Source organism: Phyllobacterium myrsinacearum, assembly GCF_014138285.1.
GTDB classification, from domain to species: domain Bacteria; phylum Pseudomonadota; class Alphaproteobacteria; order Rhizobiales; family Rhizobiaceae; genus Phyllobacterium; species Phyllobacterium myrsinacearum_A.
This window is the reverse complement of sequence record NZ_JACGXN010000004.1, coordinates 289,630-304,700: the sequence shown is the minus strand read 5'-3', so window position 1 is coordinate 304,700 and position 15,071 is coordinate 289,630. Positions and strand designations below refer to the sequence as shown.

Genomic DNA, 15,071 nt, shown 5'->3' with positions numbered 1-15,071 from the left:
TAGCGGGACGATCAATCGCCCCCTGCCATATGAGGGAAATCAATCCCTCACCTTAATTCGATATACCGCAGTTCGTGGATTAACTTAGGCCACCAATATGAAAGCTCTTGAGTTCAAGATATTCTTCAATGCCGCACTGCGCTCCCTCACGGCCTAATCCGGATTGCTTTATTCCGCCGAATGGGGCGACTTCTGTAGAGACCGAGCCAGTATTCAATCCAACCATGCCGAACTCAAGCGCTTCGGCGACGCGCCACGACCGCTTCAGACTTTCGGTGTAGAAATAGGCGGCAAGTCCGAACGGTGTATCATTCGCAATGGCTATCGCTTCAGCCTCCGTTTCGAATTTGAAAAGAGGCGCCACTGGTCCAAATGTCTCTTCACTGGCAAGCAGCATATCTGTGGTTGCACCACCCAGAACAATTGGCGCAGCATATTGTTCGCCTTCCGGCATCGCCGATACTGTTGAGAGTATGCGTGCACCCTTGGACTGTGCATCGGCAATATGTCGTTTGATTTTGTCGATCGCCGCGGCATTGATCATCGGGCCAATCTCCGTTCCCTCATCCATACCCGATCCCACCTTCATCGCGGACACTCTGGCAGACAACTTTTCTGCGAAAACATCGTAGACACCCGATTGAACGAGAATCCTGTTGGAGCAAACGCATGTCTGGCCGCCGTTGCGGAATTTGGATGCGATTGCTCCCTCCACGGCCAGGTCCAGATCGGCATCATCAAAGACGATAAAGGGCGCGTTTCCTCCAAGTTCGAGGCTGAGGCGTTTGATGCTGTCGGCTGCACCACGCATCAGCAGCGACCCTACACGGGTTGATCCGGTGAATGATATCTTGCGCACGGTTTCATTGGCCATCACTTCCGCCCCGATGTCCGACGGCATGCCTGTGACGATATTGATAACACCCGCCGGTATTCCGGCACGTTCCGCCAAAACGCCGAGGGCCAATGCTGAAAACGGCGTGAAGTCGGATGGCTTCACCACAACCGTGCAACCCGCTGCCAGTGCCGGAGCGACCTTTCTGGTGATCATGGCATTCGGAAAATTCCATGGCGTAATAATCGCGCAGACACCCACCGGCTCTTTCAGAACAACGATTCTCCGGTCTGATGTCGGCGACGGGATGGTCATGCCGCCAATCCGCCTTGCCTCTTCGGCAAACCATTTGACGAAAGAGGCGCCATAACGGATTTCACCTTTTGCCTCCGGTAAGGGTTTGCCCTGTTCCAGCGTTAAAATGCGCGCGAGGTCATCTTCATGATCCAGCATCAACCGATGCCATGCTTCGAGCAAGGCTGCCCGCTCTGCATGGGTCTTGGCTTTCCAGACAACGAGAGCGGCCGAAGCCGCCTCGATCGCTTCACGCGTTTCGATAGCGCTGACATCGGGAACAGTGCCAATAGACTTTTGCGTGGCAGGATCGGTTACCGAAACGGACGCCCCGGATGCTGCATTTTTCCATGCGCCAGCAACAAGATATTGCTCGCGGAAAAGGTTCTTATCTCTCAAATTGTTCATTCAGTCCTGCGCCATCAAAGTTCGGCTAATACGGTTGCGGTGATCACATCCGTTCTGTCTTTGCCGGGTGTTGTGCCTGTACCACTGGCGGTTGCTGCCTCAATTGCCGTCATGATGCCGGTTGCCGCAGCCCCCTCGCCCAGATGCTCAAGCATCATGGCAGCTGACCACATCGCCGCAATTGGATTGGCTATGCCGAGATGAGCAATATCAGGTGCGGAACCATGGACTGGTTCAAACATGGATGGCGCACTCCGGTCGGGATTGATGTTTGCAGATGCTGCAAAACCAAGCCCTCCTTGAATAGCTGCGCCCAGATCCGTGAGGATATCGCCAAAGAGGTTTGATGCAACGACAACGTCAAGGCTTTCCGGAGCCATCACCATGCGAGCGGCCATGGCGTCAATGTGATAGCTGGTGACTTCAACATCAGGATATTCCGGTTTCAGTTCTTCCGTCACTTTGTCCCAGAAGACCATCGAGTACTTCTGCGCATTTGATTTCGTCACGGAAGCAAGTTTACCACGTCGCAATCTTGCCTGTTCGAAACCAAACCGCAGAATACGCTCCACACCTGTCCGGGTGAAAATTGATGTCTCGACCGCTACTTCGTCCGGTGTGCCAACATGCACGCGACCGCCGGCTCCGGAATACTCTCCCTCCGTATTTTCCCGGATGCAAAGAATGTCGAACTTGCTGGTCTTCAGCGGTCCTTCCACCCCCTTCAGAAGGCGGTGGGGACGTATATTGGCATATTGCACGAACGCCTTACGGATCGGGAGAAGAAGGCCATGAAGAGACACGGAGTCCGCGACCTCTGCAGGCCAACCGACTGCACCCAACAGGATTGCATCGAATTTGCGCAAGCTTTCGATGCCGTCATCCGGCATCATGGCTCCCGTCTCTTTGTAATATGCGCAGGACCACGGGAAGGTTGTTGCGGACAGTGTGAAATTGTTCCGGTCGGCCGCCCGCTCAAGAACTTGCCATGCAGCGTCAACGACATCTTTGCCAATGCCGTCGCCTGGAATGAGCGCAATGGAATAGGTCTTCATCTTCGCACCTCATATTGAATTTGATTCTAGAGATCGATCAGGACGCTTTTGGATTTTCGGTTTGCAAGATAGGCATCACGCCCCAGGTCCTTGCCAATGCCTGAACTTTTATAACCGCCGGTCGGCAGAATGTGGTCGCGTGAGCGGCCATAGCGATTGACCCAGATTGTGCCGGCTTGCAATAGCCTGGTTACTCTGATCGCACGTGAAATATCCCGCGTGAAGACACCGGCAGCAAGGCCGTAGGTCGGATGATCCCCAAGCGTCAATGCTTCTTCCTCCTCGACAAAGGTCTGAACTGTAAGAACGGGGCCGAATATCTCTTCGGTAATCGCAGGCGACGCCTGGCTGATGTTTGCCAGCAATGTCGGGGCATAGAAATAGCCCTCCCGGTCAAGCCTTCTCCCTCCGTGCAGGCATTCTGCACCCGCATCCACAGCGGCGTTTACGATACTATCAATGCGCCCTATCTGGCGCTCGGAAATAATCGGTGAATACTGTGTGGCTTCGTCCCAAGTGGAACCGGGGTGTACATCCCTCATATGAGCGGCAATGGCTTGCACGACCTGCTCTGCGATGGCTTCGGCCACGATCAGGCGCGAACCGGCAACGCAGGCTTGCCCGGCATTGGACAGAATGCCTCGAGCGACGGCTTCAGCTGTCAAGGCAATGTCCGCGTCCGCAAAGACGATCTGCGGGCTCTTTCCGCCCAGTTCCAAAGTCATCGGCTTGATGCCGTTGCGGGCGACATTCTCCATGATTGCAACACCAGCGCCAGTTGATCCGGTAAAGCTGATCTTGCCGATATCCGGGTGGCCGGTGATAGCCTTTCCCGTGGTTGAACCATCTCCAAGCACAATGTTGATTAAACCCGCAGGTAAACCGGCGCGAATGGCGAGTTCCGCGAGAAAGATCGTAGAGAAAGGAGTCATCTCCGAGGGTTTCAGGACGACTGCATTGCCGGCGGCCAGTGCAGGACCAAGTTTCCAGCCAGCCATGGACAATGGAAAGTTCCAGGGGGTAATAGCGCCGACGACCCCATATGGTTCTGTCATGATCATGCCGAGGCTGCCCTCACCCGTTGGCACGACATCACTGCCTTCCTTATCTGCAAATTCGGCAAAGAACCGGATCTGCTCCGCCGTGACCGCAATGTCGCCCTCAATCAGGTGAGCAATAGGACGGGTGGAGGCAACGGCCTCCAAACGCCCGAGCGCCTCAGCTTCTTCCTCTATGAGATCCGCCCATCGATGCAGGACACGGGTCCGTTCGCGCGGACGCAGGCCAGACCAGCCGCTGTCCTTCAGCGCCCGTTTTGCCGAGACCACGGCCTGATCGACGATATCTTCACCCGCTACCGGACAGTCCGCATAAGCCAGCCCATCCGAGGGGCGATGCATGGGCAATCTTCCCTTCGCCGGAATGAACGCACCATCGATGAAGTGACCCTGTGGCAGTGCGACAGTGTCAGGATTGAAACTGAGCGTCATGACAATCAGGTCACGGTAACGTAGATCTTGCGCACTGTCTCGATGGTACGCCAGACGCCAACAAAGCCGGGCTTCATAACGAAGCTGTCGCCAGCACGATATGTGACCGGCTCTTCACCGTTCTCCGTCAGTTCAACCACGCCGTCGAGGATATGACAGAATTCGAATGTGGTTCCTTTGATCGAATGTGTCTCTCCGGGTGTCGCTTCCCAAACACCCGTTAGTACGGTTTCGTCACGCGAGGCATCCTGCGCCCAGGTCCTAAAAGACGGATTGCCGGATATCAGGCGTTCCTGCGTTGGTTTGGACTCCCGCGGGGCTGTAGACGGCTTGGGATCGATTGTTTTTACGAGCGACATGCGTTTTTCTTTCTGCTGGAGGCTCAATAGCCAAGATTGCGGTCAACGAGGCCAATTGGATCAAGCCCGGCTTCGTGTCGGCGAATATTGGCAATCACGGCTTTTGCCGCCGTATCCGGCTGGGTTACGCTGGCAACATGCGGGGTGAGAATGACCTTCGGGTGCCGCCAAAGCGGATGATCCGAGGGTAATGGCTCCGGGTCTGTGACATCGATCACTGCTCCAGCAAGGTGCCCCGATGCAAGTGCTTCAAGCAAAGCTGTCTGATCCAGTTGAGGACCGCGCCCAGCGTGTACAATGCTTGCACCAACGGGAAGACATGAAAAAAGTCTGGCGTTGAGAAACCCTTGTGTTTCCGGCGTCAAAGGCAGCAAACAAATCAAAATATCTGTTTGCGCTAAGAAATCTTCCAGCTGTGCACTACCGTGATAGCAGGCCACCCCAGGCAAATCATGGGCAGTTCGGCTCCAACCCGCGAGTGGAAAACTGAATGCTCTCAAACGGTCTATGACTGCGGTTCCAAGCATTCCAAGACCGAGCACACCGATCCGTCGCGCCGTGGCCTGCTGTACGGTACGCGCCTGCCATTCACCGCGTGCTTGCTGCTCAATGTATCCGGGAAGGTCGCGGTGCAGCGCCAGCACTGCAAGCGTCACATATTCCTGCATCATCCGAATGATGCCGTCCTCAACCATGCGCACAAGCTTCACATGATCGGGCAGACCGGCGCCAAATTGATCTATTCCCGCACCGATCGAAAACAGTACTTCAAGATTGGGATACCGTTCCAGATCTGCAGGGGCAGTCCACGTCAGGAGATAGCGGACCTGCTCCGGCGCAACCGCATTACGGTCTGCAACAAAACGCTGATCTGGAAGTACACGAGCGAACTCGGCAGCGAAAATTCGCGCACGCTCTGCATCGGAATTGAACAGGAAGACCATATGATTACCCCAAACTCAGTCTGAATCATATTGATCGGCATCCCCCCGCAGAATGCACTAAAGTGCTGGTGGATCACAGCAGATCACGCTGAATTTCCGCGCACTTCAAGTACTGCCTTAAACTGAAAGCTTTTTGCCCAAATCTTCGATCATCCGCTGGCACGCGGTCAGTTCTGCGAGCTCCATATATTCATTTGCGCGGTGAGCTCGTGCTATATCGCCTGGACCACATATGATGGCCTCTATACCTGCTGCCTGAAAGAGACCCGCTTCGGTGCCGTAGCTGACTGCCGCGAGCGGTTCTGTTCCCGTAAGATCGTGGAGCAACAAAGCCAGACGCGAGTCAGCAGACAGTGACAGCGCAGGATACTGGCTCAAGAGCTCCCAGCTCGTGCGAAATCCAAGCCGCGCAAGCGATTCAACGGCAGCTTTGACGGGCATTAGAAGTTCCGCCGGATTTACACCAGAAATAGAGCGTGCCTCGATGTCTGCCGTGCAGATGTCGGGTATGATATTGACGGCTTGACCTCCCTTGATCACGCCGATCTGCAAGGAGGAGTAAGCTGGCTCGAAGTTTGAATCGAACGGCCCTGCTGCAAGGCTTTCCGCTTGCCTGACTGCTTCTGATAAAACCGCCGTCATCGCATGGATCGCGTTCAGCCCTTGGTCCGGACGGGAGGAATGGCCCGAACGGCCATGAACTTCGATCCGGGCGGCAGCTTTACCTTTATGGGCGCGAATAGCACGCATGCCACTCGGCTCGCCCACGATGCAACCTTCCGGCTCGGCACAGAGCTGGGGCAAGCGCTTGATCAAGTGCGGTACCCCACGGCATCCCGCTTCCTCGTCGTAGGAAAATGACAGATGAATTGGCCGGGTAAGGGAAGCAGTTGACAGATTTGGTACTGACGCGAGAACGCAAGCAAGAAAACCCTTCATATCGCTTGCACCGCGACCATAGAGCTTTCCGGATTCGGTGCGCAGAACAAATGGATCAGTGAACCAGCCATCCTCATTTGCGGGGACTACATCCATATGCCCCGACAGAATAATGCCGGATCTGTCCTTGGGTCCGATCGAAGCAAACAAATTGGCGCGATCGCCTTCGGGGCCCATCAAAACTGCAACGTCTACTCCGTGACTTTCCAGATAGTTTTGAATCCAGCCGACAATATTTCCATTCGGCTGGCCGACAACAGAAGGAAAAGCAACGAGGTGTGCAAGTATCTCTTCTGTCTTCATATTCAATCGGCCCGCTCCGCTCCCAAACGCCGGCGCCTACATGGTTTGCCCATATGATGACCGATCGATACCATCATAGCGCTCCACAGTTCCGCTGTTTACCGAATAACGGAGTACTTCAGTGTGATGTGCTGAATCTGCAGCCATTTGAAGCGAATTGTGTGGCGAAAGATGCGCAATCGTACCCATAGGCAAATGGATATATCACCGTCAATAATCGCTAGGCGTACAAAGCCGGTTTATGTCTGCAGATGAACCTGAATGTGCTAATCAGGTGTTTGGCTATGGAGGAAAGACATGGCAACAGAGGAATCCATTCAGCTGGAATCTTTCGAACTTACTGTCGGCGATCTTGCGGACGTCGATGTCGAAAAACTTCACCTGCTCTCCATGAGCGTCGGCTGGCCACACCGGCCAAAGGATTGGGACATGTTGCGCGAGGTCGGTCAAGGCATAGCAGCCATGGATCAGATCGGCCGTGTGCTGGGTTCTGCCATGTGGTTTCCATTCGGCGATGATTTTGCCACAGTGGGAATGGTCATCACATCACCACGATTGCAGACACGCGGTACCGGACGTTGGCTGATGGATCGCATACTGCAGCAAACAGGACCTCGGCCACTTGGGTTGAATAGTACCCGGGCGGCTCGGCGACTTTACCTTTCCATGGGCTTTACCCCTGAGGCGACTGTCTATCAGTGTCAGGGAGAAGCGCTTCCGTCCTCCCCGCCCGCCACTTTGACTGCAACATCCTTACGCGAAGCGGAATTCAAGGATTTGCCGGAACTGGCAGTGCTGGACCGCCAGGCCTGCAATGCAGACCGTTCGGCGCTCCTTGCGCGATTGTTCGAGGCTTCAAAGGGAATGGTTCTTGTTCGCGGCGACCGTATCGTCGCTTTTTCGCTTTGCCGCCCCTTTGGACGAGGCTCCCTGGTTGGACCGGTCATCGCCTCAAACGATGCTGATGCTATCGCGGTCACCTATCCTCATGTTGTCAATCATGCGGGCGGCTTTCTCCGTCTTGATACGCGGCAGGCATCCGGAGCGTTTTCAGAGTTTCTGACCCGTTCGGGGTTACCAGTATATGATACGGTAACAACCATGTCTCTAAGGGAGCCGTGGCTGATCCGGGAAAAAGATTCCACGAGTGTGCCACCCGTCATTTACGGACTGATGAGCCAAACTCTGGGTTGACAGCTCAAAGCCTGTGCGATTGAGACGAACGGGCTACCCGAATAACGTCCGAGCGCATACGCTAAGAAGGCAGGATACGAACCTTGTAAGGGCCTACTTTGGACGAGGCACCGGTAATCTGCAGCTCATTGTTTTCAAACTGGAAGTGAGAAGACGTGACTCTGAATTCCGTATGGACAAAGACGGGATTTAGCTCACCTTTCTCCGCAAAGCGCACTGACGAAATATCGTCGTCCCGAAAGCTCAGGTAAACACGCGTATGCTCATGTGCCAGCCGCGTGCTTTGAAAGATGACGTCGGCATTGAAACGGCAGCGTTCGCCCCGATCTCTGTTGATCTCAAAATGCTCGATGAAATTGGCCATGGCTTCAAAATTCCTGGCTATGTTCGCGCTGTCCTGTTCGGAGTCTTCCATGGTCGTTCTCTCGTGTGACGCCGGACAGACGGCATGGGACTATAAGGCTCCCGCATCATCCGGCATGATGACTTTGCACTCCTTAACATAGATGAGTTCAATGTCATCGATTTGCTTGCAGTCAATTTTACCTGCGCTGCAATTGTTTGGATCCTACAGTCGGGGAATTTGCCGTGTCAGAACGGCCGGCATCGATCTCGTCAGGGCGCGGTTTCTGCATCTGCATTAAGCAGCGCACAGCAGTTAAGCAGTCACGCGCCCTGAAATCCGACGGCAGAAGCGTGGTAAAATATAAACAACATATTGTTTTATAATGTTAATTTTCAAATTTTCGTAACTGGCATGATACCTGCTTCTGTTATTTTGCCAAAACAGAAAAGGGGACGGCATGACGCACGGATTGATACACATACTATGCAAAGCATCCATTCTCGGCCGCGTTCAGAAATCCATCATCACGGGAGCGACCGCCGTCGCTCTTGCCGCTGCCGTCACGGGTACAGCACTGGCCGCAGGCACATTGCGCATCGGTATGACGGCATCCGACATTCCCCTGACCACAGGGCAACCTGACCAGGGCGGGGAAGGTCAGCGCTTCATGGGATACACCGTCTACGACTCTCTCGTCGAATGGGATCTGACGAGTGCGGACAAACCATCATCCCTCGTTCCTGGCCTCGCCTTGTCCTGGGCTGTTGATGCCACCGACAAGTCCAAATGGACGTTCAAGCTGCGTGAGGGGGTCAAGTTTCATGATGGCAGTCCGTTCAATGCGGATACTGTCGTCTGGAATCTCGACAAGCTGTTGAAGACGGATGCTCCGCAGTTCGACAAACGTCAGAGCGCTCAGGGCAAATCGCGCATGCCGGCGGTGGCAAGCTATAAGGCGATAGATCCGCTGACCGTTGAAATCACCACAAAGAACCCCGATGCAACACTCCCCTATCAGTTGAGTTGGATTCTGATGTCATCGCCCGCAAACTGGGAAACGCAGGGCAAGAACTGGGACACAGTTGCCCAAAAGCCGTCCGGCACAGGCCCATGGAAGATGGAAAGCGGCTTCACGCCGCGCGAGCGCGCAGAATTGACGCCGAACAAGGAATATTGGGATACCAAGCGGGTTCCGAAGCTCGACAAACTTGTGCTGATCCCTCTTCCCGAACCCAACACCCGCGTTGCCGCCCTGCGTTCCGGTGAAGTGGACTGGATCGAAGCGCCCGCCCCCGACTCCATTGCTTCCCTGAAGGATGCGGGTCTGACGGTCGTGACGAATTCCTATCCACATAACTGGACCTGGCATTTCTCGCGTGTGGAAGGCTCGCCCTGGAACGATATCCGTGTCCGCAAGGCGGCCAACCTTGCGGTTGATCGTGACGGTCTGAACGAGCTGCTGGGCGGATTGTCGATTCCGGCGCAGGGTTTCATGCCGCCAAACCATCAATGGTTTGGCAATCCGACCTTCAAGCTCAGCTACAACATTGAAGAAGCAAAGAAGCTGATGGCCGAAGCCGGTTATGGCCCCGACAAACGGATCAAGACCAAGGTAATCATATCGTCATCCGGCTCCGGCCAGATGCTGCCTCTGGCGATGAATGAATACATTCAGCAGACGCTTGCGGAAATCGGCATTGATGTCGAATACGAGGTTGCCGACTGGAACACCGTCATCAACATCTGGCGTGCCGGGGCGAAGGACCCGAGTGCCAAGGGTGCCACGGCCATCAACTATTCCTATTTCATCCAGGATCCGTTCACCGGCCTCATCAGGCACCTTCAATGCAACCTCGCACCACCCGCGGGTACGAACTGGGGATACTATTGTGACCCGGAGATGGACGCCCTCTTCGACAAGGTTCGGAACACGTTCGACCCTGTCGAACAGGACAAAGTGCTGCAGCAAATCCACGAGAAATACGTGAATGAGGCATTGTTCCTGATGGTGACGCACGACGTCAATCCTCGCGCGATGAGTGCCAAGGTCAAAGGTTTCGTGCAGGCGCAGAACTGGTTTCAGGACTTCTCCCAGATCACTCTGGAGCCCTGACCGCCGGAGCAGGCAGCGCCGGCAGAGCCGGCGTTTGCCTGTCACGTCAATGTCCCTCACGCCAAGCGAGAACCCCATGCTGGCCTATGGTTTGAAACGACTTCTGCATGTCATACCCGTGGCGATCGGTGTCAGCATCGTCTGCTTCATGCTGATCCACATTGCCCCGGGTGATCCGCTTGCTGCTATCCTGCCCTCGGACGCGTCGGCCGAGTTGCAGGCCGAGATGCGAAGCTTCTACGGCCTCGACAAGCCATTGCCTGTTCAATACGCATTATGGGCCTGGCGGGCATTGCATGGTGACCTTGGCGTCTCCATAGCCAGCGGCCGGCCGGTGCTCGGGGAAATCCTCTCCGCATCAATCAATTCAATCATCCTTGCCGTTGCAGCCACGATGATCGGCTTTACATTTGGTGCCGTTCTCGGCTTTCTGGCCGGGGTGTTTCGCGGGACATGGATTGATCGCATTGCATCGGCAATCTCCATGATCGGCGTCAGCGTGCCGCATTACTGGCTGGGTATGGTTCTGGTGATCGTCTTCTCGGTGCGACTGGGCTGGCTGCCTGCCATGGGCGGCGGACCCGGAGGATCCGACGGGAAAGCGGTCGGCTGGGATTATCTGCGCTATCTCATCCTGCCCGCTATCACAATGTCGGTCATTCCCATGGGTATCATTGCCCGGACCATCCGTTCATTGGTTGCCGACATTCTTGCACAGGACTTCACGCAGGCGCTTGCAGCAAAGGGTCTGTTGACGGGGCAGATCATGCGGCACGTCATTCGCAATGCCGCACCGACAGCAATTTCCGTCATGGGCCTGCAGCTGGGCTATCTCCTCGGCGGCTCGATCCTCATCGAGACCGTTTTCTCCTGGCCCGGAACCGGCTTTCTGTTGAACGGAGCGATCTTCTCCCGCGATCTTCCCGTGCTGCAGGGGACCATCCTTGTGCTCGCGATGTTCTTTGTCCTCGTCAACCTTGTTGTCGACGTGCTCCAGAGCGCGATCGATCCGCGCATCCAAAGGAGCTGAGATCATGACCGCAATCACAGCAGACATTGTTGCAGTCCCTCGGATCATCCGTTCGCCGGGCTTCTGGCACGGCGTCATCCGCCGCCTCTCCCGCGATCCTGTCGCACTTGTTGCCCTGTGCATCGTCATTGCACTCATCGCTATAGCCATTCTGGCACCTTATCTCGCGCCATACGATCCCGCGAAAACCAGCGTTATCCGCCGTTTGAAACCCATCGGAACACCCGGTTATCTCTTGGGAACTGATGAACTCGGCCGCGACATGCTTTCCCGCCTCATCTATGGGGCGCGACTGTCGCTCGTCATGGGCGTCATCCCGGTTCCAATCGCGTTCATCATAGGATCGACGATCGGTATCATCGCGGGCTATGCCGGCGGCATTGTCAATACTCTGATCATGCGGACCGTCGACGTATTCTATGCCTTCCCCTCGGTTCTTCTCGCCGTGGCACTCTCGGGTGCACTTGGCTCGGGTCTGACCAATGCGCTCGTATCGCTCACCGTGGTTTTTATTCCGCAGATTGCCCGTGTGGCGGAAAGCGTTACCACACAGGTTCGCCGTCTTGATTATGTCGATGCGGCGCGGGCCTCGGGTGCCAATGCTCCGACAATTATTGTCGTTCATGTCCTCAGCAATGTTCTTGGACCCATTTTCGTCTTTGCGACCAGTCTCATCTCGGTATCGATGATCTTGGCCTCCGGCCTGTCTTTCCTTGGTCTTGGCGTACGTCCGCCCGATGCCGAATGGGGTTTGATGCTCAATTCACTGCGAACCGCCATTTACGTCAATCCATACGTGGCTGCACTTCCCGGTGTCATGATCTTTGTCACCTCGATCTGCTTCAATCTTTTCTCCGACGGGCTGCGCACGGCCATGGATGTAAAATCATGACAGATTATCTCCATCGTTCCATGGGCGATCTTGATCCCCGTGATCGAGGTGGTCCGGCCCAACCACTGGTGTCGGTTCAGGGGCTCGTCAAGCATTTTCCCGTCAAGAGCAGCGGTTTGTTTCAGCCGCGAAAAGTTGTTCGCGCAGTTGACAGCATCAACTTTGAAATCCTCAAAGGCGAAACACTTGGCGTTGTCGGCGAAAGCGGTTGCGGCAAATCCACCACCGCACGACTGCTGATGCAGCTTGTGAAACCCGACAAAGGCGAGGTGTTGTTTGATGGGGAAACGGTTGGCGGGGCTATCTCACTCGGCGATTACCGCCGTCAGGTGCAGATGGTCTTTCAGGACAGCTATGCCTCGCTCAATCCCCGTCTGACGATCGAGGAATCCGTGTCCTTCGGTCCGCGTGTTCATGGCGTTCCCGCGCAAACGGCGATCGCCCGGGCGCATGATCTGCTGCACCGGGTCGGGCTGGAGCCCAACCGGTTTGCCGGCCGATATCCGCATGAACTGTCCGGGGGGCAGCGGCAGCGTGTCAACATCGCTCGCGCACTGGCACTGGAACCGCGCCTCGTCATTCTGGACGAAGCGGTGTCCGCGCTCGACAAATCCGTCGAGGCACAGGTGCTGAACCTGCTGCTCGATCTCAAACGCGACTTCGGACTGACCTATCTGTTCATTTCGCACGACCTTAATGTGGTGCGCTTCATGTGTGATCGCGTCATGGTCATGTATTTGGGAAAAGTGGCTGAGATCGGCAGCCGCGATGCGATCTTCGAACGCACGAAACATCCCTATTCAGCCGCACTTCTTGCATCCATGCCAAGCATGGATCCGCAAGCCCGCGCGTTGGAACCGCCACTTGTTGGAGATCCGCCCAGTCCTATCGACCCGCCATCCGGATGCAGGTTTCACACGCGCTGCAAGTTTGCGGAAGATATTTGCGCCCAAATCGTACCGCCGCTCGCCGCGATATCCCAAGCACAGTCTGCCGCTTGCCTGATGTCTATGCCCCGATCCGGTCATAGCCACGCACCCGTCCACGGAGACCTGTAATGACCGACCCCGCTCCAATGATCGATATCAGAAATCTGTCGGTGACTTTCAATCGCGGACGCAAGCCGGTCAAGGCCGTGAACGGCGTCAGCCTCTCCGTGCGTCCCGGCGAAGTCGTGGCGCTGCTGGGAGAATCCGGTTCGGGCAAAAGCGTGACGATGCGTTCTCTCCTGCGGCTTCATCCGGCGGGAACGACAATCGAAGGCACGATGACAGTTGCCGGGCGCGATGTGACCGGACTTTCAAAAAGGGAATTGGGCGATTTGCGCGGCCCAATCGTTTCCATGGTTTTCCAGGAACCCCGGCTTGCGCTGGATCCGGTCTACACTCTCGGACGTCAGATCGAAGAAACGATCATGCGGCATGAGAAAGTATCGCGTGCAGAAGCATCGGCACGGGCGCTAGCCCTGTTTCGGAAAGTTCGGATCCCGTCTCCCGAGCGGCGTCTGAAGAACTATCCCCACGAAATGTCCGGCGGGATGCTGCAACGCTCGATGATCGCGATGGCGCTTGCCTGCAATCCCAAAGTGTTGCTTGCGGACGAGCCAACCACCGCCCTTGATGCGACCGTACAGATCCAGATTCTGCTTTTGATCCGCGATCTGCAACGGGAATACGGTTTGTCGGTGATCTTTGTAACCCATGATATCGGCGTTGCTGCGGAAGTCGCCGATCGGATCGCTGTCATGTATGCCGGGAGGATTGTTGAAGAGGGCACCGTCTCGGAGATCATTCATGCCCCTAAACATCCCTATACCCAAGGTCTTTTGGGCGCTCGGGTGGAACTGGCGCATGGACGGGACCGATTGATCACCATTCCCGGCGCTCCGCCCGACCTGACAAACATGCCGTCCGGGTGCGCTTTTTCACCCCGCTGCCCCGTCGCATCCGAGCCCTGCCACACGCGGGTGCCGGAGCTTGTCAGCCAGGGTGAAGCTGGCCGGGTTGCCTGTATTCAGTATGCATGAATAAGCGCCAGGCCCGTAAAACTGACATGATCAGCGAAATGGAGAAACCCGGACAGGGATATATGAACAAAACGAGACATATCGTCCTCATCAATCCCAATACGTCGACGGCAACGACCGCGATGATGACCGATATTGCAAGGCAGGCCCTTCCAGATCACGTCTCGATCGCAGGCATGACTGCTCGTACTGGCGTCCCGATGATCCTGGACGAAATGCAATTGGCAGCCGCGGCAGCCGGGGTTATCGAAATGGGTCTGGCAGCATCTCCTGTGGCCCATGGGATAATCGTCAGTGCATTCGGCGATCCCGGCGTCGAGCAGCTTCGACGTCTACTCGATATTCCGGTGATCGGCATCTGCGAAGCCAGCATGATCGAGGCTGCGACCGGCGGACGCCGCTTCGGCATCGCAACCGTTACACCACAACTGGTCCAAAGCTTTTCCAGCAAGGCAGAAGCGCTGGGGCTTGGACATCTCTTCGCGGGCACTCGATTGACCGACGGTGATCTCCGCATAGTCATGTCGGATGCCGCGGAACTTCGCGACAGACTGGCAATCGCCGTCGAGCAGCTGTTCAAACATGATGGTGCAGAGGCCGTCATCATCGGAGGCGGACCTCTCGGAGAGGCCGCAATCCAGCTTCGGCAATGTTTTGCCGCGCCTGTTATCGCTCCGATCGACGCGGCCGCACGGTTCATGACCCGTCAGATGGAAAAGGTTCGTTCCTCAATAGAAACTCATCAGGTCTGACCCGCTCTCCCTTGAAAGGCGCCATCCCATACGATGCATACCATATCTGAAACCAATCATTGGGACCGAAGGCTTATGGTTAATATTAGGA

14 protein-coding genes are annotated in these 15,071 nt (G+C 55.8%); 7 read left to right on the top strand and 7 right to left on the bottom strand.

The genetic code is table 11. The annotated features are described in order from the left end of the window. Positions 1–79 precede the first annotated feature (79 nt). The 6 genes from FHW16_RS16095 to argE form a co-directional block, all read right to left on the bottom strand. Positions 80–1,537, bottom strand: coding sequence for an NAD-dependent succinate-semialdehyde dehydrogenase (locus FHW16_RS16095; RefSeq protein WP_182550224.1), 1,458 nt, complete (start codon positions 1,535–1,537; stop codon positions 80–82). A 14-nt stretch (positions 1,538–1,551) separates the two neighbouring features. Further along, on the bottom strand, positions 1,552–2,592 hold the full coding sequence (locus tag FHW16_RS16090; protein ID WP_182550223.1) for a tartrate dehydrogenase: 1,041 nt from the start codon (positions 2,590–2,592) through the stop codon (positions 1,552–1,554). A gap of 26 nt (positions 2,593–2,618) precedes the next feature. After that, positions 2,619–4,082: an aldehyde dehydrogenase family protein gene (locus FHW16_RS16085; protein WP_182550222.1), complete on the bottom strand. Its 1,464-nt coding sequence runs from the start codon at positions 4,080–4,082 to the stop codon at positions 2,619–2,621. Between the two features lie 5 nt (positions 4,083–4,087). Further along, positions 4,088–4,441 carry a cupin domain-containing protein gene (locus FHW16_RS16080; protein ID WP_182550221.1) on the bottom strand — a complete coding sequence of 118 codons (354 nt, stop codon included), beginning with the start codon at positions 4,439–4,441 and terminating at the stop codon, positions 4,088–4,090. A 23-nt stretch (positions 4,442–4,464) separates the two neighbouring features. After that, a complete protein-coding gene (locus FHW16_RS16075) occupies positions 4,465–5,385 on the bottom strand; it encodes a 2-hydroxyacid dehydrogenase (RefSeq protein WP_182550220.1) in 921 nt (306 codons plus the stop codon). 117 nt (positions 5,386–5,502) lie between these two features. Further along, positions 5,503–6,627, bottom strand: coding sequence for an acetylornithine deacetylase (gene argE, locus FHW16_RS16070; RefSeq protein ID WP_182550261.1), 1,125 nt, complete (start codon positions 6,625–6,627; stop codon positions 5,503–5,505). A 297-nt stretch (positions 6,628–6,924) separates the two neighbouring features. Here argE and FHW16_RS16065 point away from each other — a divergent pair, with 297 nt between their 5' ends. After that, entirely contained in the window at positions 6,925–7,821 is an 897-nt protein-coding gene (locus FHW16_RS16065) for a GNAT family N-acetyltransferase (protein WP_182550219.1), read from the top strand. 61 nt (positions 7,822–7,882) lie between these two features. On the opposite strand, the gene FHW16_RS16060 is transcribed toward FHW16_RS16065, so the two are convergent. Beyond that, positions 7,883–8,185, bottom strand: coding sequence for a hypothetical protein (locus FHW16_RS16060; protein WP_182550218.1), 303 nt, complete (start codon positions 8,183–8,185; stop codon positions 7,883–7,885). A 583-nt stretch (positions 8,186–8,768) separates the two neighbouring features. Between FHW16_RS16060 and FHW16_RS16055 the strand changes: the two genes are divergently transcribed. From FHW16_RS16055 to FHW16_RS16030, 6 genes are all read left to right on the top strand, one after another. Continuing rightward, positions 8,769–10,280, top strand: coding sequence for an ABC transporter substrate-binding protein (locus FHW16_RS16055; protein WP_432652039.1), 1,512 nt, complete (start codon positions 8,769–8,771; stop codon positions 10,278–10,280). Between the two features lie 76 nt (positions 10,281–10,356). Next, entirely contained in the window at positions 10,357–11,310 is a 954-nt protein-coding gene (locus FHW16_RS16050) for an ABC transporter permease (protein ID WP_182550259.1), read from the top strand. Between the two features lie 4 nt (positions 11,311–11,314). After that, a complete protein-coding gene (locus FHW16_RS16045; protein ID WP_182550217.1) occupies positions 11,315–12,202 on the top strand; it encodes an ABC transporter permease in 888 nt (295 codons plus the stop codon). Beyond that, positions 12,199–13,260 carry an ABC transporter ATP-binding protein gene (locus tag FHW16_RS16040; protein WP_432652035.1) on the top strand — a complete coding sequence of 354 codons (1,062 nt, stop codon included), beginning with the start codon at positions 12,199–12,201 and terminating at the stop codon, positions 13,258–13,260. Before FHW16_RS16045 ends, FHW16_RS16040 begins: the two co-directional genes overlap by 4 nt. Further along, positions 13,260–14,228, top strand: coding sequence for an ABC transporter ATP-binding protein (locus tag FHW16_RS16035; RefSeq protein ID WP_182550216.1), 969 nt, complete (start codon positions 13,260–13,262; stop codon positions 14,226–14,228). The genes FHW16_RS16040 and FHW16_RS16035 overlap by 1 nt, the downstream gene beginning before the upstream one ends. A 62-nt stretch (positions 14,229–14,290) precedes the next feature. Beyond that, positions 14,291–14,980 (top strand): aspartate/glutamate racemase family protein, encoded by a 690-nt coding sequence (locus FHW16_RS16030; protein ID WP_182550215.1) that lies wholly within the window; start codon positions 14,291–14,293, stop codon positions 14,978–14,980. The last annotated feature ends 91 nt before the right edge of the window (positions 14,981–15,071 follow it).